At 72.3% G+C, this 21711-nt stretch carries 19 protein-coding genes and 1 riboswitch; of the genes, 12 read left to right on the forward strand and 7 right to left on the reverse strand.

The genetic code is table 11. From position 1 onward, the window contains the following. Positions 1-327 precede the first annotated feature (327 nt). Positions 328-2064, forward strand: a complete 1737-nt coding sequence (locus AB0J33_RS13465; protein WP_363613097.1) for a hypothetical protein — start codon at positions 328-330, stop codon at positions 2062-2064. 102 nt (positions 2065-2166) lie between these two features. On the opposite strand, the gene AB0J33_RS13470 is transcribed toward AB0J33_RS13465, so the two are convergent. Continuing rightward, positions 2167-2676, reverse strand: coding sequence for a GNAT family N-acetyltransferase (locus AB0J33_RS13470; protein ID WP_363613100.1), 510 nt, complete (start codon positions 2674-2676; stop codon positions 2167-2169). Positions 2677-2776: 100 nt separating this feature from the next. Here AB0J33_RS13470 and AB0J33_RS13475 point away from each other — a divergent pair, with 100 nt between their 5' ends. The 4 genes from AB0J33_RS13475 to AB0J33_RS13490 are packed head-to-tail and all read left to right on the forward strand — an operon-like array spanning position 2777 to position 5531. Further along, a complete protein-coding gene (locus tag AB0J33_RS13475) occupies positions 2777-3028 on the forward strand; it encodes an acyl carrier protein (RefSeq protein WP_091401397.1) in 252 nt (83 codons plus the stop codon). Next, positions 3025-4314, forward strand: a complete 1290-nt coding sequence (locus tag AB0J33_RS13480; protein ID WP_363613102.1) for an AMP-binding protein — start codon at positions 3025-3027, stop codon at positions 4312-4314. The genes AB0J33_RS13475 and AB0J33_RS13480 overlap by 4 nt, the downstream gene beginning before the upstream one ends. Then, a complete protein-coding gene (locus AB0J33_RS13485) occupies positions 4307-5062 on the forward strand; it encodes an SDR family NAD(P)-dependent oxidoreductase (RefSeq protein WP_363613104.1) in 756 nt (251 codons plus the stop codon). The genes AB0J33_RS13480 and AB0J33_RS13485 overlap by 8 nt, the downstream gene beginning before the upstream one ends. Continuing rightward, entirely contained in the window at positions 5046-5531 is a 486-nt protein-coding gene (locus AB0J33_RS13490) for a hypothetical protein (RefSeq protein ID WP_363613106.1), read from the forward strand. Before AB0J33_RS13485 ends, AB0J33_RS13490 begins: the two co-directional genes overlap by 17 nt. A gap of 257 nt (positions 5532-5788) precedes the next feature. Here AB0J33_RS13490 and pseI read toward each other — a convergent pair whose 3' ends face one another. Continuing rightward, a complete protein-coding gene (gene pseI / locus AB0J33_RS13495; protein WP_363613108.1) occupies positions 5789-6841 on the reverse strand; it encodes a pseudaminic acid synthase in 1053 nt (350 codons plus the stop codon). A 133-nt stretch (positions 6842-6974) separates the two neighbouring features. Then, on the reverse strand, positions 6975-8138 hold the full coding sequence (locus AB0J33_RS13500; protein ID WP_363613110.1) for a glycosyltransferase: 1164 nt from the start codon (positions 8136-8138) through the stop codon (positions 6975-6977). 220 nt (positions 8139-8358) lie between these two features. On the opposite strand from AB0J33_RS13500, the gene AB0J33_RS13505 reads away from it, so the two are divergent. The 5 genes from AB0J33_RS13505 (at position 8359) to AB0J33_RS13525 (ending at position 13427) form a co-directional block, all read left to right on the forward strand. Beyond that, a complete protein-coding gene (locus AB0J33_RS13505) occupies positions 8359-9594 on the forward strand; it encodes an acyltransferase (protein ID WP_363613112.1) in 1236 nt (411 codons plus the stop codon). A 92-nt stretch (positions 9595-9686) separates the two neighbouring features. Continuing rightward, a complete protein-coding gene (locus AB0J33_RS13510) occupies positions 9687-10112 on the forward strand; it encodes a hypothetical protein (RefSeq protein ID WP_363613114.1) in 426 nt (141 codons plus the stop codon). Positions 10113-10242: 130 nt separating this feature from the next. Beyond that, entirely contained in the window at positions 10243-11013 is a 771-nt protein-coding gene (locus AB0J33_RS13515; protein WP_363613116.1) for a hypothetical protein, read from the forward strand. Between the two features lie 284 nt (positions 11014-11297). Then, a riboswitch (cyclic di-AMP (ydaO/yuaA leader) is annotated at positions 11298-11439 on the forward strand. A gap of 233 nt (positions 11440-11672) precedes the next feature. After that, the gene (locus AB0J33_RS13520) at positions 11673-12515 is read left to right on the forward strand and encodes a C39 family peptidase (protein ID WP_363613117.1); all 843 of its coding nucleotides are present in this window, start codon (positions 11673-11675) and stop codon (positions 12513-12515) included. A 165-nt stretch (positions 12516-12680) separates the two neighbouring features. Next, positions 12681-13427, forward strand: coding sequence for an alpha/beta fold hydrolase (locus AB0J33_RS13525; protein ID WP_363613118.1), 747 nt, complete (start codon positions 12681-12683; stop codon positions 13425-13427). Positions 13428-13431: 4 nt separating this feature from the next. Here the strand turns inward: AB0J33_RS13525 and AB0J33_RS13530 are convergent, their stop codons facing one another. The 4 genes from AB0J33_RS13530 to AB0J33_RS13545 all read right to left on the reverse strand — a co-directional run bounded on the left by AB0J33_RS13530 (position 13432) and on the right by AB0J33_RS13545 (position 18504). Then, a complete protein-coding gene (locus AB0J33_RS13530) occupies positions 13432-15102 on the reverse strand; it encodes a CDP-glycerol glycerophosphotransferase family protein (protein WP_363613120.1) in 1671 nt (556 codons plus the stop codon). Positions 15103-15135: 33 nt separating this feature from the next. Then, positions 15136-16653 (reverse strand): bifunctional cytidylyltransferase/SDR family oxidoreductase, encoded by a 1518-nt coding sequence (locus AB0J33_RS13535; RefSeq protein WP_363613122.1) that lies wholly within the window; start codon positions 16651-16653, stop codon positions 15136-15138. A gap of 146 nt (positions 16654-16799) precedes the next feature. Next, entirely contained in the window at positions 16800-17576 is a 777-nt protein-coding gene (locus AB0J33_RS13540; protein ID WP_363613211.1) for an ABC transporter ATP-binding protein, read from the reverse strand. A gap of 34 nt (positions 17577-17610) precedes the next feature. Beyond that, positions 17611-18504, reverse strand: a complete 894-nt coding sequence (locus tag AB0J33_RS13545) for an ABC transporter permease (RefSeq protein WP_363613124.1) — start codon at positions 18502-18504, stop codon at positions 17611-17613. Between the two features lie 179 nt (positions 18505-18683). Here AB0J33_RS13545 and AB0J33_RS13550 point away from each other — a divergent pair, with 179 nt between their 5' ends. Both AB0J33_RS13550 and AB0J33_RS13555 read left to right on the forward strand, forming a co-directional pair. Beyond that, complete coding sequence (locus AB0J33_RS13550) at positions 18684-19322, forward strand: TetR/AcrR family transcriptional regulator (RefSeq protein WP_363613126.1); 639 nt, start codon at positions 18684-18686, stop codon at positions 19320-19322. Positions 19323-19446: 124 nt separating this feature from the next. Further along, complete coding sequence (locus tag AB0J33_RS13555; RefSeq protein ID WP_363613128.1) at positions 19447-21558, forward strand: DUF6077 domain-containing protein; 2112 nt, start codon at positions 19447-19449, stop codon at positions 21556-21558. Positions 21559-21711 lie beyond the last annotated feature (153 nt).

The following is a 21711-nucleotide window of genomic DNA, read 5'->3' on the forward strand; positions in this document are numbered from 1 at the left end:
CTGGGCCGGCCGACCGGGGTGACACGCTAGCCATGGCGGGTTAACTCCTCGGCGCTCGCGGGTGAACCACAACCTCTGCTCCCGTGAATGCCGGGCACCGGGTAGGCGAACACTTCCGACCGAACGGGATGTGGGCTGACCTGGCCGGATCGGGCCGCTACAGTGACCGCGCGAACGACCCGGCGGCCCTACGCGCAGCCGGCTTCCGCGTTCGCCCGACATCCCACCAGCTCGGCGCGAGCGGGCCGCCCCGACCGTCACACACGTGGGCCGACGGGCCCGTCGGATCCGCGCGGGCCCGGTCGGCAGGCAACTCTGGAGGCGTTGATGGCACCCGGTAGTGACGTGATCGACCGGCCGGTGGTGGTGGCCGGGACGTCGAGCGGCGCGCCCGCCCGGCGTTGGCTGGTGCCGTTGCTGCTGGTCGTCGGCTGGGTGCTCGGTGTGGCCTGGCGGATGTGGTTGTCCCGGCACATCGTGCTGCCGATCGCGCACACCGACGAGGACAGCTACCTCAACACCGCCCGCGCGCTGGCCGGCGGGCCGGGCGGCTTCAGCAGCGAGAACGAGCTGTTGCGCCGGGTCGGCTACCCGATGCTGATCTCGCCGGCGTTCCTCGGGGACCGGGACTTCGGCGACAGCTACCGGATCGTCCAGCTGATCAACGCGATGGTCAACTCGGCGCTGCTGCCGCTGGCGTACCTGCTGGGGCGCCGGCTGTTCACGTTGCGTCGGTCGTACGCGCTGCTCGGCGCGGTCGTGGCGGCGACCCTGCCGGCCACCGTCTTCTACGCGGGCGTCGCCATGATCGACGCGGTGATGGCGCCGCTGGTGGTCGCCTGGCTGCTCGCCGTGCACCGCTGGATCACCCGGCCCGGTGCGCTCGCCGCGGCCACCGTCGGCCTGCTCGTCGGCGGCTTCCACCTGCTGCACTCCCGCGGCCTGGTGATCGTGGCGGTGCACGCCGGGTTGGTCCTGCTGCTGTTCGTCCGCCGCCGGATCAACCCGCCCGTGGTGCTCGCGGCGCTGCTGCCGGTGCTCGCGATGGCACTCGTCAACGAGGCCGCCATCCGGTACCTCGGCAGCAGGGTGTACCTGCTGGGCAACACCCCCGGCGGCAGCACGATCGAGGCGGTCGCCTCCGTCCAGGGTGTGGTCCGTGCCGGCGCTGCCGTCACCACCCAGCTCTGGTACCTCGTAGTGATCACCTTCGGGTTGGCGGGGGTGGCCTGGGCCGCCGCCGTCCGCGAGCTGTGGCGCCCACGCCACGGCGACCCTGCCCGCTGGACGCTGGGCGTGGCGCTGGTGGTGACCGTCGGAGTCGCCGGCGGCTCGTCGGTGATCCTGGCCGGCATCACCGGCAAGCCGCTGGACGCGATCTACGGCCGCTACGTGCAGATGCTGGCGCCGTTCTGGCTGCTGGTCGGGCTGGGGGTGCTGTTCACCGCCGGCCGCCGGGTGGTGGTGCGGCGGGCGGCCGTCGCGGTGGCCCTGCTGGTCGTCGGCGGCACGGTCATCGCCGTCCGGCTCGCGTACGTGGCCGCTCAGGGGCACTCGCTGCGCTACGGCGGGTTCAGCGCGCCGGAGTTGATGGTGTTGACCGGGGGGTGGCGGGAACTGCGGCCGGTGACCGGGACGCTGGTCGGCGTCGCCGGCTGTCTCCTGCTCGTCGGCGCCGCGTTGCTGCCCCGGCTGCGGCTGCCGATCCTCGGTGCCCTCGTGGTGGTCAACCTCGTCACGATGCAGGTGATCGAGCAACGGATCGTGCGGCCGTTCGTCGCGAGCGCCACGCCGACGCCTCAGGTGGCCGACGTCGGCGTACGCCCCGGCGAGCGGGTGTGGGCCTCGACCGGCGTGCCGTACATCCTCCGGTTCAACCTCAGTCACCAGGTGACCTGGACCGACGTCCGGTGGTTCGGCGACGGGCAGCCGCCGGCCGCGGCGCAGGTGGTCTTCGTGCGGTGGGCACCCGGGCAGGCCGACGACTGGGACGGCGCGGCGTACGGCTTCGTCCGGCTCGGCGGCAACCAGGCGCAGCACTGGGCGGCGTGGCGGCGGATCTGACCCGCCCCGCTCCGGTGGACGCCGCTATTCGTGAACGGCGGATGTCCACCGGGGGCATGGCCGGTTAATGGTTTACGTCCATTGCGGAGAAGTGCCCGACAATCAGCGCTGACGGCGGTCCGCCCGAGCCAGGGAAATCGGGATGACGGTGATTTCCCGACCGTCGGACAGCTCCTGTCTCGGGGTGCCCTCGACGAATCGGAAACGCCGGTTCATCTGCCGTACGACGGTATTGTGGCCGAGCACTTCGCCGTCGAGTCGGTCCAGGTGCAGCCCGTCGAAGGCGTACTCGACGGCCTCCCGCATGACCCCCAGCCAGGCGGGCAGCGTCTCGCCCCGCAGGTCCAGCCCGTCGGCGTCCAGATAGAAGCCCCACGCGCCGGTGCGGGGTCCGTCCAGGCGCAGGTCGAAGAAGGTGACCACACCGCAGGGCAGGTCGTCGCGGACGTACATCAGCACCCGCCGGGACGGGTCGTCGCGGACCGCCGACCACCACCGGGTGTGCTCCTCCTTGGTGATCTCGTGACTGGTCTTGCTGACCTGTCGATTGGTTTCCTGATTACGCCAGGACAACATCAGATGAACGTCGTCCGCCGTCGCTTCGCGCAGCACCTGCGTCTCGCTTTCCTAGCTGAACTCGTCGGGTCTGGGCACCTTACCCGGGCCCACCGGGAAATCAGATATCCATTCCGTGGGTTGTAGACTGCGGCGCATGAACGAATTGAGTCGCGCGCAGATCCGCGACCTCATGGCTCAGGTGCTCAAGAACCAGGACAAGGAGCTGCCCGCGGACGACGCGGCGCAGTTGCGGGAGATCGGCTTCCGGTCGCTCGACTTCTCCGAGTTGGCCCTGCGGGTGGAGGACGAGACGGGGGAGGAGCTCAACTTCGACGCCCCCGGCCTGCGTCGCATCGCCACCGTCGGGGACGTGCTCGACTTCCTCGTCGAGCTTCAGCACCAGTGACCGTCGCGACGTCGCGCGACCGGGCCGCCGCGCACCCGGAGCCGGCCGGTGTGGACAACCGCCTCGTCGTCGGTGGCGCCGCGCTGACCTGGCGCTCGCTGCCAACGCCTGACCTGCCCGATCCGGCGGCCGTGCTTGCCCACTCCGCGTTGCACGCGCTCACCGCCGCGCGGCAGCACGCCGCGCACGGCACCGAACTGTTGCTCAGCACCGCGAGTCGGGTCGACGCGGCGATGCGTACGGAGCTGCTGGAGGCCGGGTTCACCGTCAGCGTCCTCGACGACGACGGCGTGCACCCCGACGCCCCGGCCCGGCCGCGCGCCGGCGAGCCCGGTCGGCTCTGGCTGCTGACCTCGGGCTCGACCGGGCGTCCGAAGCGGGTCGGACACACCCTCGACACGCTGACCACGGTGCGGGCCGACCAGCCCGACCGGACCTGGCTGTGCCCGTACGCCCCCGGCACGTACGCCTGGTGGCAGGTGGTGACCCTGTCGCTGACCCAGCCCGGTCAGCATCTCGTGGTGGTCGAGCCCGACGAGTTGGACGACTGGCCGACCGTCGCGGCGGCGCACGGCGTCGATGCGGCCTCCGGCACCCCGACCTTCTGGCGCCGCAGCCTCTACCGCGACGCGGACGCGCTGGCCCGGGTGCCGCTGCGCCAGATCACCCTTGGCGGAGAGCCGGTGGACCAGGCGATCCTGGACCAGCTGCGGGAGGTCTTCCCGACGGCCCGGATCTCCTGGATCTACGCGTCCTCCGAGGTGGGGGCGTCCATCGTGGTGCATGACGGACGGGCCGGGTTCCCGGTCGACTGGCTGGACCGGGAGACCCCGGGCCGGCCGACGCTCTCCGTCCGGGATGACGAGTTGGTGGTCACGTCGCCGTACCACGGTGTCGGTCTGGCCGGTCCGATCCGCACCGGGGACCGGGTGCAGGTGCTCGACGGCCGGGTGCTGATCACCGGTCGACTGGACTCCGACGAGATCAACGTGGGCGGCAGCAAGGTGTCCGCCGGCGTGGTTCGCGGCGTGCTGGCCGGGCATCCGGCGGTGGCCTGGGCCCGGGTGACCGGGCGCCGTGCCCCGGTGCTCGGGCGGATGGTGGTCGCCGAGGTGGTCCTCACCCCCGCCGACCCGTCCGGGCCGGCGCCCGCCGACACCGGTGTGCCCGACGAGGCCGCGTTGGTCCGCTGGTGCGCAGACCGGCTTCCCGAGCACGCGGTGCCACGTCGCATCCGCGTCCTGACCGACATTCCCGTCAAGGAGACCCTGAAGAGCGATGTCTGAGCCCGTCGACACCCAGCTCGTCCCGCCCAGCTCCGTGGTCCTCGTCTCCGGCGGTTCCCGTGGGCTGGGCCTGGCCATCGTCACCGACCTGCTCGACGCGGGCGTACGGGTGGCCGCGTTCGCCCGGACCATCACCCCGGAGCTGGAGAAGCTTGCCGCCGAACACCCCGACCGGGTGCACGTCGGCTCGGTGGACGTCACCGACCTGCGCGCCGCGCAGAGCTTCGTCCGTGAGGTCGAGCAGCGCCTCGGCCCGATCGACGGCATCGTCAACAACGCCGCGATGGGGCAGGACTCGCTGCACGCGCACACCTCCAGCGACGACATCGCCCGGATCATCGAGACCAACCTGACCGCCCCGCTGCAACTGACCCGGTTGGTGATCCGCCGGATGCTCGCCAAGGGTTTGCGCGGGCGGATCGTCAACATCACCTCGATCTGCGGGCAGCGCGGCTTCCCGGGCCTCGTCGCGTACTCGGCCACCAAGGGCGGCATGGACGCCGCCACCCGTTCCCTGGCCCGGGAGTTGGGCGGGCGGATGCTGGTCAACTCGGTCGCGCCCGGTTTCTTCGCCTCGGAGATGTCCGCCGTGCTCGGCCCGACCCAGCTCGACCAGATCGTGCGCCGCACCCCGACCGGTCACCTGACCGAGCCGGTGGAGGTCACACCTGTGGTGCGGATGCTGCTGCGGGAGCACACCAACATCAACGGCCAGGTCATCGTGGTGGACGGTGCCGCCTCCATCTGACCTGGACCGGCTGCTCCGGCCCCGTCCGGTGCCGGGGCTGCTCGCCGCCGCCGAGCGGCACCTGCGCGTCGGCGCCCCCGCCGACCTGGCCGACGCGGTGACCCGCAGCCACCTCGACGACGGCCGGTGTGTCGGCTGGTACGGCCCGCCGACGCCCGGGTGGCGGGTGGCGATCGACGCGGAGCGCGCGAACGCCGCGGTGCCGCCGGCCCTGGCCCGCCGGTTCGGGGTGCAGGACTTCTGGGCGCGGTGGACTCGCGCCGAGTGCTGCTGCAAGCTGACCGACGTGCCGGTCGCGGCCTGGTGGCGGCGTCACGGCCTGGGCACGCCGGCCGACGGATCGGCGGTCTGGCGGACCCTCACGATGGCCGACCTGGTCGTCACCGTCGGCTTCGCCCCCGCCCCGGCGCTCGCTCCCGCCCTGCCACCTCGGCACCAGGACCTGCGGGAAGCTGCCGCCGGTCGGTAGCCGCCTCGTGTGGTGGGTGCCCTGTCGAGCTGCCCCGTTTCTGGGGCAGCCGCCTGCGTCGTCGGTAGGCCGAACGCCTGTCGAGCTGCCCTATTTCTGGGGCAGCCGCCTGCCTTGCCGGTAGGCCGAACGCCTGTCGAGCCGCCCCATTTCTGGGGCAGCTCGACAGGCGTTCAGCACTGCTCTACCGGGTTGCTGCGTGGGGCGGCCGTCCCGGCACAGTCCGGAAAGCCCGGCAGCCCGGCAGCCCGGACGGGTCAGATCAGGTCCCAGCTCAGCGGAGTGCCGCGCGGGACGTCGGTGGCGAACGTGCGGCCGAGCACCCGGTCGATCTCCACGGGGGCCAGCCCGCCGGCCGGGCGGATCGAGCGGACATTGTCCGCGGTCACCGGGTCGCCGGCCCGAACGTCGGCGACCACGAACAAGGAACGGCGGAACCGCAGCCCCTCCTGCTCGGCGGGGGTCGGGCCGATCGCGGTGCCGCCCAGTGCCGCGTACGCGCGTCCCGACTCGGCGACCAGGGCGGTGAGCTCCGCCGGGTTCAGCGAGAAGTCCGAGTCCACGCCGCCGTCGGCCCGGTCCAGCGTCACGTGCTTCTCGATGAAGCAGGCGCCGAGCGCCACCGAGGCGACCGCCACCCCGATGCCGGGCGTGTGGTCGGAGAGCCCGACCGGCACGTCGAACGCGCCGGCCAGCACCGGCAGCCGGCGCAGGTTGCTGTCCGCCGGCGGCGCCGGGTAGGACGCGGTGCAGGCCAGCAGCACGATGCCCGCCGCGCCGCCGTCGCGCGCGGTGCGTACCGCGGCGTCGATCTCGGCAACCGTCGCCATGCCGGTGGAGATCACCATCGGCTTGCCGGTGCTGGCCACCAGGCGGATCAGCGGCAGGTCGACCAGCTCCGACGAGGCGATCTTGTACGCGGGCGCGTCCAGCGACTCCAGCAGCTCCACGGCGGTCGCGTCGAACGGCGACGAGAAGACGGTCAGGCCACGCTCGCGGGCCCGCTCGAAGATCGGGGCGTGCCACTCGTACGGGGTGTGCGCGCGCTCGTAGAGGCGGTACAGGTTCTCCCCGCCCCACAGCTCGTGCCCGCTGGAGATCCGGAAGGCCGGGGTGTCGACGTCGATGGTGATCGTGTCGGGCCGGTACGTCTGGAGCTTGAGCGCGTGCGCGCCGCTCTCGGCCACCGCGTCGACGATGGCCAGCGCCCGGGACAGATCGCCGTTGTGGTTTCCGGACATCTCGGCGACCACGAACGGTCGCTCGCCGGCACCGACCGCGTGCGGTCCGATCTTGATTGTCGCCGTCATTCCGACCTCTGCTCAGGTACGTCCGCACCGGAGTGCGGTGGTGCTGTCGTCGTCCGCCCGGCGGGCGGACAACCTGGAAAACCAGGGCGCCGGGAGCCGACCCGGCCCCCGGCGTGGTGTGCGTCGGGGTCGATCACGGCAGGCGGCCACCGGTCAGCGCGTCGCGCCGCTCGGGCGCGAGCCCACCGTCGCGCACCGTCGTGGCGGCCCCCGCTCGGCCGGGGTCCTCGTCGGCGGCGAGTGAACCGGTGTCGACGCCGCCCACCGTGCCAGGCCGACGCAGCCGGCCAGCGACCCGGTGGGCCTGGCGCAGCGCCGAGTACGCCAGCCAGTCACCCCGCCCGACGAGGCGGTGCTTCAGCCCGGTCACGCCCGGCGGCAGCGGGTAGCCGCCGGCCGGCAGGTACCGACGGTAGTGCGCGGCGGCGCGGTGGAAGAAGTCCCGCCGCAGGTGTGGGTGCAGCCGCCCGTCGTTGCCCACCACCACCAGGTAGTGGCTGATCATCAGCTCGAACAGCTCGGCCTGCAACCGCTCGTCCGGGTGCCGGCGCGCCACCCAGTCCATCAGCCGCTCGTACTGGGTGAAGGCGTCGAAGTGCCGGCCGCTGCGGGTGGAGGTGATCGCTCCCTGCCGACCCTGCCGGTACAGGTAGCAGACCCGGTCCAGCACCGAGACCTTCTCGGCCCCGATCAGCAGCGGGTGGCTGAACGGGATGTCCTCGTACCAGCCGGGAAAGAAGCGCAGGTCCAGCTCGTCCATGAAGTCCCGGCGCACCACCTTGTTCCAGGCGGTGTGCTGCACCCGCAGCAGCTGCGGCTGGTCGGCGAGGCGGGTCACGCCGGAGATGCCGCGCAGCAGGTGACTGCTCGCGTCGACCTCGCGTCGGCCGTCCTCGTGCACCCGCAGGTGGTCCAGCATCAGCACGTCGGGCTGGTGCTGGCGCAGCCGGTCCAGCACCGCCGCGATCGTGCCCGGTGGCAACCAGTCGTCGCTGTCGACGAACCAGACGTACCGGCCGGTGGCCACGTCTAGCCCGGCGTTGCGGGCCAGCCCCAGACCCACGTTGCTGCTCAGGTGCACGACGCGGACGCCGTCGCGGCCCGCCGCGTACGAGCGGAGCATGTCGCCGCAGCCGTCCGGGGACGCGTCGTCGACGGCGATCAGCTCGACCGCGGCCGACTCGCCCGCCGGGACGTCGGCCCGAATCGACTCGAGGCACTGGTACAGGTACGCCTCGACGCCGTACACGGGCACGACGATGCTCAGCAGCGGTGCGTGCGTCGGCTCATTGACCACGTCCGCCACCTTCGACGACCCGGGTGGCCGGCCCCGAAACCTGACGTTGCCGCCGATGGTGGAGTCGCTGAACTCCCGCCCAGCGGAAGGTTAACGACCCGATAGGGTGCCTCGGTGCGGCCCTGCTGGGCCGTCGCGGGCGTCGCCGTCGCGCCGTCCGACGCCGCGCCGAGGAGGATACGACCGTGCTGGTGACCCTGCCGAACGTCGGGATCCCGGCATGACGAGCACCGCCGCGGTGTCCGCCGGGCCCGTGACCGCCCCGCCCCGGCTGCCCTCGCTGACCGGGCTGCGCTGGATCGCCGCCCTGCTGGTCTTCGGTTTCCACGCCGGGACGATGCGGATCATCGCGGAGCCGGACTACAAGGCGGTGGTCGACGCGCTGTTCACCCTCGGCCTCTCCGGGGTGCAGTTCTTCTTCATCCTCAGCGGTTTCGTGCTGGTCTGGTCGGCCCGCGTGGGGGACTCACGGCGTACCTTCTGGCGGCGACGGTTCGCCAAGATTTACCCGAACCACCTGGTGTTGTGGGCGGCCACGCTGGTGGTCGCCGCGTGGTTCGCGGATCCGGTGCTACCGGCGGCCGCGCTGGAGAACCTGGTGCTGTTGCAGGCCTGGGATCCCCGGCCGGGTTGGTTCTACAGCCTCAACACCGTCAGCTGGTCGCTCTCCTGCGAGTTCTTCTTCTACCTCTGCCTGCCGCTGGCGCTGCCGCTGCTGCGCCGGGCCCGGCCGAAGCTGCTCTGGGCGCTGGTCGTCGCTCTGCCGCTGCTGATCCTCGCGCTCTGGCCGGCCCAGGAGTTGGTGCCGGAGGTGAGTCGCTGGTGGTTCACCCAGATCTTCCCGCCGGTACGGTCACTGGAGTTCTGGTTGGGCGCGGTGGCGGCCGAGCTGATGCGCCGGGGCCTCTGGCGCGGTCCCGGTCTGGCCGTGGCGAGCGGGATCTTCCTGGTCACCTGGGTGGTGGCCGCGCAGTGGATCCGGGCCGAGCTGTGGACCACCCTGCTCGCGGTCGCGTACCTGCTGGTGATCGCCGCCGCCGCGGACGCGGACGTGCGGGGTCGGCGCTCACCGTGGCGGTCCCGGCCGCTGGTGTGGCTCGGTGAGGTCTCGTTCGCCTTCTACCTGGTGCACGTGTTGGTGATGACGAGCGTGCTGCGCTGGAGCGGGGACTGGGGGACCGGCTTCACCGGCTGGCGCGGCCCGGCCGTGGTGCTCGGCTTCCTGCTGGTGAACCTGGTCCTCGCCGGGCTGCTGCACCGCTTCGTGGAGACCCCGATGATGCGCCGCCTCGCGCCGCGCCGCCCGGCCCGCCCGGCGCCCGTTCCCCGGCAACGCACGGCTGGTTCGCAGGCCGCCGGCAACGACGACGCACGGGACGCCCAGGCCGGGGCCACCGGCCCCGCCGACGAGGTCGGCCAGGCTCGCGGTCGAGCAACCTACGTCGACTCGCGCTGACAGCGTCCACCCTGGTCAACGGGGTCGGCGCGGCGTGCTCCGACACGCCCGTGGTCGGTGCGCGCGGGTCGGTGCGACGGTAGCGTGGGGACGTGCTCCCGGTCGCGTTCACCTGTCCGCTGTGGTGGGTGGCGCGCTGGGCGACCCGGGTGCTGACCAGCCTCGCCGTCGTCGCGGCCCTGACGCTCGGCGCGGGCCCGGCAACGGCCGCGGCGCCCGCCCCGAGCGCGACCTCCACCCCGAGCGCGGTGCCTGCCTTCTTCGTTGCTGCCGGGCCGCTGGCGGCGTCCAGCCGGCACACCGGGGCGCAGGGCACCGCCCGGTCCGCCCCGGTGATCCCACCGGTCGCCGCCGAGCGGGCCGCCCCGGCACCATCGGTCGACGCGCCGGCGGCGCTCCCCGCCGACCAGGGCACCGTCGTGGCCGGCGTGTTGCCGGTCGGTGCGGTCGAGTCTGACCGGCTGCCCCTCGTCGACCCCGCGAGCAGTCAGGCACCCCGGGGTCCACCCGGGCGCTGAGCCACCGGGACGACCGTCCCGTCGCCGCGCCCTGTCGACCCACCCGCTCCGACCCCACCGACCCGTGGCCCGCCGTGGGCCCGCTGGCCGGTGCGGCCCATCGCACTGCTTTCCTTTCGAGGTGCCGACCATGGAGACCGTCGTCTTCTACCAGTTCGTTTCCGAGGTGCCGCAGGCCGCCGCCATCTGGTCCACCCTGATCCTGCTGACCCTGGGCCTGCTCACCGTGCTGGTGGCCCGTCCCGATCGGGACCGGCCCACGGACGACCCGCCCCCGAGTGCGCCCACCGCTCGGGAGGTGGCCGCGGCCGAGGCTGTCGACCTGCGCCGCTACGCCGAGGAAGTGGCCGTCGCCGCGGCCGGCGCGGCCACCACCGCCCGGCGGCGACGCGCCGCCTGGCTGACCGCTCAGGAGCGGATGGAACTGGCCTGGGCCGGCTACGACGAGGCGGACACCGCCGCGCGTCGGTTCGCGGGCGCGGGGGCGTTGCCCACCCCGCAGACCCCGCACACCCCTGCCGAGTACGCCGCCCGGGAGCGCTACCTGCACCGCGCCGCGATGGCCGCGTACTGGCGGGGCGACCTGACCATGGCGCAGCTCGGCGACGTGTTCGGCCACCGGCACGGCTGGGATCCCCGCCGACACCCGGTCGAGCAGGAGGTGCTGATCAGCCGGGTGATCCGGGATGCGCGGCTGGCCGACTACCAGGTGGCCGCGAGCCGTGAGCGGGCCGCCTGGCGCGACGCGGAGCTGGCCGCCGAGTCGGCTCGTATCCTCGCCGAGGAGGCGTACGCGGCGGCGGCCCGGCTGCGCCCGACTCCGGTGCCCGCCCGCCGGAAGGTGGCCGGCGCGTTGCGTCCCGCCGTCGTGGCACGGTGGCGCCCGGCCCGGGTGAGTTGAGCCCGATCCGTGATGTGAGGCCGGTCACGCCATTGCGAAATCGGACGTCCGGCGCGGGCGGCGTCATTGTTCCCGCGATTGCGGTCCCGTTCTCTGCGACCTGTCCGGTTGTCGCCCGCAGGCGTCACCGTAACCGGTTGTCCCATCGAGTCGCATCATCGGCAATACGCGCAGAAATTGTCGCGCCAATTGAGGTTTACGCAGGTGAACCTGGCTTGGCAGGGCGCACAGACACCAGTAGTGTCGTCCCGTCCGGTGCGGTAACCGATCGCAAGACGCGACGCCGCATCGACCCGCTTAATCGTGTTCAACGAACCGGGGACCCACCAGTAAGTCCGGGGTGAATCCGCGAGCCACGGCCCGCGGTAGGGCGATCTTCCCGCCCGAATCCGTCAGCTAACCCGGTAGGCGGCGTCGGAAGGAGTCCCATCCTCGTGCAGCACCTTTCCACCCCTCGGTTGTTCCTTCGCCTCCACGGCGTGGCGGTGCACCCGCTCATTCGTCGAGCGACGGTGAGCTGACCCCCCGGGTCATCGCCCTTCCCGCCCGGCCGCGCCGGGCGTTCCCCTGAGCGGTTCACCATCCGCGGACCACGGTCCGTGCGCTGGCGCCTGCCCGGATACCGGTCCGGCCCCGGTGTGCCGCTCTCCCCCCGATCCGTGGAGGACCCCGTGAAGCACACCCTGAAGCGTCAGCTCCGCCGCCTCGCCACCGAGCGCCCGTACCAGATCGTCGCCGCCTCCGCCGCGGCCCTCGCGATCGCCACCACCACCGGCGCCCTGCTCACCACAGCCGACGACGCCCCGGCCGGGCAGCGCACCGCGACCACGGTCGCCGAGATGCGCAGCGACGTCGCCGCCTCCCGCGGCGAGGTTCGGGACGCGTCCCCCTCGGCCAGCGCAGCGCCGACCACGGCCGCCCCGGCCACCACCGCCGCGTCGCCCGCCGCCAAGGCCAACCCGGACCTGACCCGCAAGCCGGAGCGACCGAAGCCGCCCGCGACCAAGGTGCTCGACTACGACTACGAGGCGCAGAACACCTACTACAACTGCGGACCGGCGGCCACCCGGAACGCGCTCAGCGCCGCCGGCATCGACCGCACCCAGGAGGAGCTCGGCGCCGAGCTGGGCACCACCGAGATGGGCACCAACTCGGCCGAGGACACCACCCGGGTGCTCAACGCCGAGGTGAAGGGTTCCCCGTACCAGACCCGGATGTTCCCCAGCGCGCCCAGCCCGGCGCAGATGGACCGGCTCCAGGCCGACGTCGTGGAGGCCATCACCGACGGCCGGGGCGTCGTGGCCAACGTCGTCGGGGACGCCACCGACACCGACGGCGGCTGGCACTCGTACGGCGGCGGGCACTACATCGCCGTCGTGGGCTACAAGGACAACGGTCGTACCGTGCGGATCGCCGACTCGGCGAACCCGGCCGACCCGTCGTACTGGATCACCACCATCGACCTGGCCAACTGGATCACCAGCCGGGGCTACTCCGCCTGACCCGGGCACGCTGACCGCCGCGGGCGCCGTCTCCCACGAGGAGCCGGCGCCCGCGGCGTCTTCGTCGACGAGTCAGGGCACCCACTCCACAGTGGATCTTCAAGTCCCGGGGCGGCGCGCAGGACGACTCTCGTACCCGGCCGTGAACCATGGGAGACTGCGGCCGTGGTGGAGAAATCGGGTGGTCACGGCGGCCGTAGGCCGGTCCTGTTGCTGCTGCACGGCATGGGGGCGACCGGTGACGTGTGGCTGCCCTGGGCGCCGCACCTCGAGCAGCACTGGCCCGGACGATGGCTGGCACCGGACCTCGCCGGCCACGGCTGGGCGCCACCGCTGCCGTCGTACTCGTTCGCGGGCCTCGCCGAGCGGATCGCGCAGGCCCTCGCCCCCGACGACCGGATCGTCGTGCTCGGGCACTCGCTGGGTGGGGTGGTGGGTCTGGCGCTGGCCGCCCGCGACGCCGGAACCCCGGTCGACGCCGTGGTCGGGCTGGGCATCAAGGCGCTCTGGTCGCCCGCGGAGCTGACCCGGGCCGCCGAGGTCGCCGCCCGCCCGGTGAGCTGGTTCGCCAGCCGCACCGAGGCGGCTCGTCGCTACCTGCGCGTGTCCGGCCTGGCCGGGCTGGTCCCACCCGATCACCCCGTGGTGGATGCCGGGCTGCGCCAGGTCGACGGCCGCTGGCGGCTCGCCATGGACCCGACCGCCTTCGCGGTCGGCGAGCCCGACCTGGCGGCGCTGCTGGCGGCGACCGACGTGCCGGTGGTGCTGGCGCGCGGGGAGAACGACCCGATGGTCACCGACGAGCAGCTCAAGGAGTACGGCGTGCCGGTCGCCACGCTGCCCGGTCTCGGGCACAACGCGCACGTGGAGGACCCGGCGGCGGTGCTGGAGCTGCTCGACCCGTACCGCTGAATGGTTACGCCGGCGCGGACGCGGTCAGGGTCCGCGCGGGCGTCAACTCCCGACGGGCGGCGGTCAGGAACGCCTCCGCGTACGAGTCGGCCGGGAAGTCGCCCAGGTAGCGGCGGCGGGTGGCCCAGCGCGCCTCGGCCAGCGGGTCGGTGTCCAGTAGCGCGGTCAGCACCTCGTCCACGTTGGACATGTCCCGGCGCAGCACGTAACCCGACCCGGCCAGCGGGAAACGCCGCACGAACCGGTCGCCCTCGTCGCCCATGTCGGTGACCGCGTACGGCTTGCCGGAGTAGAGGAAGTCGGAGATCACTCCGGACACGTCGGAGACCAGCGCGTCGGCGGAGTTGACGCACTCGGTCAGGCTCAGCTCCCGAGCCGCCGCGCCCACCACGTGCTGACGGCCGGTGCGGGCCCGGTCGGCGACGAGCAGTTCGGTCAGGCGGCCCAGTTGGCGGGCCGACGCCGGGTTCTGCGCGGTGTACGGGTGGGCCCGCAGGATCACCGTCGCGCCGCGCTCCAGCAGCCGGCGCAGCAACCCCTCGGCCACCGGCAACGAGCAGTAGTCGGCGTCGGCGTGGTGCCCGGTCCAGGTCGGGGTGTACAGCACCGTGGGGTGTGCCAACCCCCGCGCCGGCTCCGGGCGTACCTCGATCGACTCGACCTGGGGGCGACCCACCACCACGAACTTGTCCGCCGGGATCTGCACCCCGGCGCGGGCGTACCTGTCGATCGCCGCCTGCCCGGCCACGAAGATCCGGTCGAAGATCCCCGACACCGGGTTGGCGCTCGGCGCCTTGTCGCTGTCGCCGTGGTGCAGCTGGATGTGGGTGAGCTGGGTGAACCGGACGCAGTGGCTGTTCTTCGCCCCGTGGTTGACGTAGAACGCCACCCGTAGGCTCGGCACCAACGCCTCGTCCATCGCCCGCAGGGTGGGGCAGTAGATGACCGGCGCGTCGGTGGCCGCCGCGATCGGCGCCAGGAACTCCGGCTCCCGCACCAGCACCAGAAACGGCCGGCCGATCCGTTCCAGATACGGCAGCCACATGGTGACCTGGTATTCCGATCCGGGAGGCGCGGAGAAGTAGAGCAGGAACTCCGGCTGGTGCCGGCGCAGGGCAGCGCCCACCGGCCCGCCACCGGCCCCCGGCCGGAACCGCCGCCGGGCCAGGTCCAGTGCGACCACACCGGCGCCCGCCCCGACCAGCAGGCTGGCGGCCAGCGCCACACCGGCCGGCAGGGCGAGCGCGGCGGCGAGCGCCAGGGCGGCGAGCAGCCCGAGCAGGGCCGTGCCGAGCCGGCCGGCGACCAGCGCCGTCCAGGCGCGTACCGGCAGGTTGGCCGCCCGGATCTCCAGGTTGCCGGCGGTGCGCAGCGGCCCCACCAGCAGCACCAGCCCCAGCAGGACCAGCCCGGTGGCGACCAGCGCGAGGTCGAGCCCGTCGTCGAGCCGCCGGGAGTAACCGACCAGGATCGCGGCGGCGATCAGCGTCGTCTCCGCCACCAGGTCGGCGCCGGGCCGGATCCGCTGTTCGGCGGCTGCGGCGGCCACCGCGGCGACGGCCAGCGCCAGCCCCCAACCGGTGGCGCCGCTGAGCGCCAGCACGACAAAGGCCAGCACGGCCAACCCGGTGCTCAGGCACCGAGCGGCCAGCTTTCGGACCAGGTCGCCGCGCATGTCGCTCCGTTCGTGGTTCCGCAGCCGTCGGCGTCAGTTCGGGGACGCGGCGCCGGCCGGCGCCTCGACCCGACCCGGCCCGGACTGGGCCGGCACGCTCGGCGTGGGCCCGTCACCGGGCGCCCGGCGTACGTCGATCACCTGACCGGTCAGGTCGGAGATCAGCACGTCCAGCGACGACTGGGCGACGGCCTCCGCGGCGAGCAGGGTGTGCTCCGGCTCCTCGCCGAAGGCCCGCGTCCGCATCGGGGTGGCGGTGCGCTCCGGGTTGATGCAGTTGACGCGCACGCCGACGTCGGCCCACTCGTCGGCGAGCGCCTGAGTGAGGTTGACCAGTGCGGCCTTGGTGGCCGAGTAGAGCGCGTAGCGGGCCCGACCCCGGGTGTACGAGCTGGAGGTGTAGAGCAGCAGCTGGCCCTTGGTCTGCTGCAGGTACGGCAGGGCCTGGCGGGCGATGGTCACCGGGCCGACGAAGTTGACCTGGAGCAGTCGGTCCATGGTCTCCTCGTCCATCTCGGCGAGGGCGCCCTTCTCCAGGATGCCGGCGGTGACCACGACGTGGTCGATCCGGCCGGTGGCCTCGAAGGCGGTCGTCAGCGCGGCCTCGACGTCCTCGGCGCGCTCCACGTGGGTGCCGGTGCTGGACCGGCTGAACGGGAAGACCTGGGCGCCGTAGCGTCGGGCCAGCTCGGTCAGCTCGTGGCCGATGCCGTAGCTGCCGCCGAACACCACGATGGTGCGGCCGGTCAGCTCCTCGCTGTAGCTGCGGTGGTCGGTCAGCCGGGGCGCCTGCGCCGCGGCGAGCTGGAAGAGCTTGTCCGCGAGGTGCACGTCGACCGGGTGGGTGACCTTGATGTTCTCGTCCGAGCCGTCGATCACCTTGATCGGGGTGCCGGGCAGGTAGCGCAGCACCACACCGCAGTCGTCGGTGGCGGCGAAGTCCGGGTCGTCCTCGGCGATCCGGTACGCCTCCCGGATGGTCGGGGAGCGGAACGCCTGCGGGGTCTGGCCCCGGCGCAGCCGCGAGCGCACCGGAATGTCGGTGATGCAGTCGTTGTCGTCGACCTGGATGATCGTGTCCGCCGAGGGGATGGCCACGTCCACGGCGTCGTAGGTCCAGAGCGCGTTCACGCACTCGCGGACGATCCGGCCGCTGAGCAGCGGGCGTACCGCGTCGTGGAAGAGGATGTTGCAGTCTTCCGGGCCGACCGCGTCCAGAGCGATCCGGGTGGTGGCGTTGCGGGTGTCGCCACCCTCGATCACCTTGGTGACCTTGCGCAGGCCGGCCTTCTCGACGATCTGCTGGGCGTCCTCGACGTGGCCGGTGGCCATCAGCACGATGATCTCGTCGATCTCCGGTGCCGCCTCGAAGACCGCCAGGGTGTGCTCGATGATCGGCTTACCGGCGATCTTCAGCAGCTGCTTCGGGATGCCCAGGCCCAGCCGGGTCCCGGTGCCTCCGGCCAGGACCACCGCCACTGTCCGCGCGGGCCGCCACGGCGTCGGGGTCTCCGCTTCGGCGTCCGGGCCAGTGGTCTGGTCCTGCGTCATTGCCGGATCCTCACTCTCAGGGATGCGTTAACGGAAGGTTCCGCCCGAGCGGCGACGGAATGAACCTTAACGCGCGGACCGCGTCGCCCCAACGTGGGCGACGCGGTCCTCAGGTGCCGTGTCGATGCCGGACGTTCGCCGGAACTCTACTTGCTGTTCGCGTACGCCTCGTACGCCCGGATGACCTCGTCGGTGGGGCCGTCCATCCGGATGAGGCCCGATTCCAGCCAGATCGTCCGTTCGCAGGTGTCCCGGACGGAGGAGAGCTGGTGGCTGACCAGGAACACCGTTCCCGCGCCCTCGCGCAACTCCCGCACCCGCTGTTCGCTGCGCTTGCGGAAGCCCTTGTCGCCGGTGGCGAGCGCCTCGTCGATGAGCAGCACGTCGTGCTTCTTGGCGGCGGCGATGGAGAACCGCAGCCGGGCGGCCATGCCGGACGAGTACGTCCGCATCGGCAGGCTGGCGAAGTCACCCCGCTCGTTGATCCCGGAGAAGTCGATGATCCCCGCGGCCTGCTTGGCCACCTCGTCGGGGTGCATGCCCATGGCCAGGCAGCCGAGGACGACGTTGCGCTCCCCGGAGAGGTCGTTGAGCAGCGCGGCGTTCACGCCCAGCAGCGACGGCTGCCCCTGGGTGTGGATGGCGCCCCGGTTGACCGGCAACAGGCCGGCGATGGCCCGCAGGATGGTCGACTTGCCGGAGCCGTTGCTGCCGATCAGCCCGATCGCCTCGCCCCGGTACGCGGTGAAGGAGACCCCCTTGACCGCGTGCACCTCCCGGACGTTCGGCGCGTGGGTGCGCTTGACCAGCCGGCGCAGCGCGGCCACCGGCGTGGTGCCACCGGCGGCGCCCTGGTGCACCCGGTAGATGATGTGCGCGTCGTCCACGACCACGGTCGGGATGCGCTCCTGCGTCCGGGTCATCGTCGCGCTCGCCTCGGGGGCGGCGTCGAAGTGCTCAACCACGGCCGTACTCCTGTTCGCCGCGCCAGAAGTAGATGAAACCGCCGATGCCGGCCACCAGCGCCCAACCGGCGCCGACCAGCCAGAGCTGGGTCAGCGACTCGTTGAGCAGCGGTGCCTCCTCCAGCAGCGTGTAGCGCGCCAGCTCGATGTAGACCAGCAGCGGGTTGAACTGCACCAGCGTCGTCGCCCAGCCGGGCAGCCGGTCGAAGAGGCTGACGCTGTACAGGACGCCCGAGCCGTACATCCAGGTCCGCATGATGAACGGCATGACCTGCTTCAGGTCGGTCGACTTGGCGCCGAGGCGGGCCACCAGCAGCACCACACCCGCGTTGAACCCCGCCTGGAGCAGCAGGGCCGGCACCAGCAGCAACCACTCCCAGGTGAGCGGCTCGCCGGTGACCAGCACGATGCCGATCAGCACCACCATCGAGGCCAGCAGTTGCTGGAACTGGGTCATCGTGGTGGACAGCGGCAGGCTGGCCCGGGGGAAGTGCAGCGCCCGGATCAGCCCCAGGTTGCTGCTGATCGACTGGGTGCCGGCCAGGACCGCGCTCTGGGTGAAGTTGAAGATGAACAACCCGGTGGTCAGGTAGGCGATGAAGTTCGGGATGCTGTTCTGTGCCAGCACCACCCCGAAGATCAGGTAGTAGACCGCCGCGTTGGTGAGCGGGGTGAGCACCTGCCAGAGCTGACCCAGCTTGGCGTTGCTGTACGAGGCGACGAGCTTGGCGTTGGCGTACGCGGCGATGAAGTGCCGGTAGGCCCATAGTCGGCGGCTGTACTCGACGAGGCTGGGGCGCTCACCGGCGACCCGTAGCCCGTGCCGAGCGGCCAGCTGCGCCTGGGTCAGGCCCGTGTCGGGGTCGACCAGCGCGGTGGTGGCCATGGAAATGGCGCTCCGATCTTTCGTGCAGACGGGGTTGCTCGCGACGATCGAATCCTAGTGGGACATGTGCGCGGGGCGCCGCCTCGTCGCTGCGTGGACAGTAGTCCGAAACACGTCGGGACGCAACCGTACCGTCGTTGCGCTACGCTGTCCGGCGTGACCTGCGATAAGAGCCCTCGATGACCACCGAAAAGAGGCGGGCCCCGGCCGGAGCGGCGGTGCTGCGCGACGAGATCACCACGGCGATCCGTCGCGCCCTGATGCAGGAGCTCGCCGCGGTCGGCTACGGCCGGCTCTCCATCGAGGCGGTGGCCCGGCGGGCCGGCGTGAGCAAGACGGCGATCTACCGTCGGTGGAGCTCGAAGCTCGATCTCGTGCTGGAGATCGTCGCCGCGGCGGCGCACGGCAAGCTGCCCGCACTGGACACCGGCACCCTGCGCGGTGATCTCACGCTGTTGTTCCAGGCGGTGGCCCACGCGCTCCGTCACCCGCTGGCGTCGCAGATCATCCCGGACCTGCTGGCCGAGGCCGCCCGCAACCCCAGCATCGACGTGACCCTGCGTCAGGTGCTGCACGCCCGGCAGCAGGAGATCGGCGGTCGCCTGGTCACCCGTGCCGTGCAGCGTGGCGAACTGCCCGCCGACACCGAGCTGGACGCCGCCGTCGACCTCATCGTGGGCCCGCTCTACTGGCGGCTCGCCATCGCCCGTCTCCCGCTCACCGACGGCTACCTCGACAACCTGGTCGAATCCGTGGCCGCCGGGCTCGGCGCCGACAGCGTGCTGCCGCGACCCCGGGCGGCCCCGGCACCGGGTTGACCAGCGACCGACACTCGGCCGCCGGTAGCAGCGGTCATCCTGTCCGATTCCGCTACGCTGCCCCCTTGACACCCGGCCGTCACCGTGCCGACACCTCTCATCCGCCCGACGAGTAAGGACGCCCGTGGCCAACGTCGACAGCATCGCCGTAGCGCCCGCCGAACCGGACCCGACGTCGCGGTCCGAGCCGGCCTCCCGGTCCGACGCCGGTCGCGCCGGGCTGTCCCGGGTACGCGCACTGGTGGCCGTCGCCCCGACGCTGCTCACCGACGGCGCCGTGCTCGCGTTCGCGCTCTTCACCGTGCTCTACCACCTGGCCTTCCTGGGGGACCTGCGTCCGTCGGTGACCTTCCGGATCTGGCTGCTGGCCTGTGTGGTGCTCGCGGTCGTGGCCCTGCTGCGCGCCCGCCGCCGTTTCGCCGCCACCCCGGCCGACGGCGAGCCGGGCCGCGCGCCCGCCGACGCCGTGCCGGCGGCACCGGCCGCCGTCGACCGCCGCCTGCTGACCGGGGTGCTGGCCGCCGCCGCCGTGGCCGCCGTCTCCGCAGGGCTGGCCGGGACCGGCGTCCGCGTCTCGTGGTGGATCCCGGCCGTGACCGGCCTGCTCGCGGCGGTCGGCGGGATCCTGTTGCTGCGTCAGGTCTGGTTGGGCGGCCCGGTGTCCACCCCGGCCGCCCCGACGCCCACCGCGACCCAGTCCGCGTACGCGCTGGTCGTGTCGGTGTTGGTCGGCATCTCCTCGTTCTTCATGGCCCGTAACACCCCGGACGACGTCTACTACGTCGGTAAGTCGGTGTGGATCGCCGAGCGTGACCTGATCCCGCTCAACGACTTCCTCTTCTCCGAGAACGTGCTGCCGCCCATGGGGTCACAGCCGCCGATCCCGTCGATCGAGGTCTTCGACGGCGCGTTCGCCAACGTCGTCGGCATCCACGCCAGCTCGGCCCTCTGGTACGTGCTGCTGCCGATCATGGCGGTGCTCGCGGCGCTGGCGCTGTGGCGGTTGACGCACCGGTGGGCCCCGCGTCGCCCGGTGCTCGCCTTCACCGTGGCGATCGCGTACCTGTACCTCGTCGCGGGCGGGGACGCCGCCCTGGGCACGTTCCACCTTCCCCGGCTGCACGAGGGCAAGGGCATGTTCGTCTCGGCGGTCATCCCGCTGATGTGGCTCTACCTGACCGAGTGGTTCGACAACCGCTCGCGGCGCAGCCTGCTGCTCATCGTGGCGCTGTCGATCACCGCGATCGGCCTCACCAACACCGCGGCGATCATCCTGCCGATGCTGGTCGGCGCCGCCGGCTTCGCCATGCTGCTGGTCGGCCGCTGGAAGGCGGCCGTCGTCGCGGCGGTCGCAGCCCTCGCGTACCCGATCGGCTCGTTGGTGGTGTCCCGCCTGGTGCTCGGCGGGATGACCGCGACCGGCGCGGACGACGCGTTCTTCGACGCGGCGTCCACCTACCGGCGGACCCTGCTGTTCGGTGTGGTCGGCGTGATCAGCGGTCTGGCGCTGTGGTGCGGTCCACTGCTCGCCCGTCGGCGCACGCCCGCGCTGCTCGCCGCCGGCGCCACCCTGGCGTTGAGCGTGATGTTCGTGCCCGGCGTGCTGGAGGTGCTGAGCGCGTTGAGCGGCATCTCGGTGGTGCTCTGGCGGGTGCCGTGGCTGCTCGCCCTGCCGACGCTTGTCGGTCTGCTCTGCACCGTGCGCGTGCCGGCGCCGACTCCGGCGCTGCGCCGCGCGGCGGCCGGCGGTCTCGCGGTGCTGCTGGTCGCCTCGTTCGCGCTGTTCGCCACCCCGATGTGGTCGTCGAAGAGCTGGGTCGAGGTGCACACCCGTCCCACCTGGAAGCTTCCGCAGCAGCGTCAGGCGATCGCGTTCTGGATCAAGGGCCTGGACCGTCCGCAGGGCATGCTGCTCGCCCCGAAGACGATCATGCGTACGACGCCGATCGTCACCAGCGAGGTCCGGGTCGTCCTGCCCCGTGACTTCTACCTCGTCGAGTACGACCTCAGCTCCCAGTTCGCCAAGGACCGGTTGCTGCTCGCCGACTTCGCCGACGGCACCGCGAGCCCGGCACCGGCCGAGCTGAAACCGGCCCTGGACCGTGTGGACGTGGGCACCATCTGCGTCTACAACGGCAACCAGTACGCCCGCGACACCGCGCCCCAGCTGGGCTACCAGGAGTTCGCCACGCGCAAGGCCCCCGGCGCGACGATCTGCTTCCGGCGGGTCGACTGACCGCTTCTCGGCGCCCGGACGACGCCCGACCCCGGTACCGGGGTCGGGCGCGGCACGGCACGAACTTTGCCCGAATTGGTGCGCGATACCCGAGCGACACCCAGCCGTCCCCTCGCGTTAAGGTCGCAGTCACACGCAGCCGGCCGCCGTCGA

It is taken from the genome of Micromonospora sp. NPDC049645 (assembly GCF_040675155.1).
In the GTDB taxonomy this organism is placed as follows: domain Bacteria; phylum Actinomycetota; class Actinomycetes; order Mycobacteriales; family Micromonosporaceae; genus Micromonospora.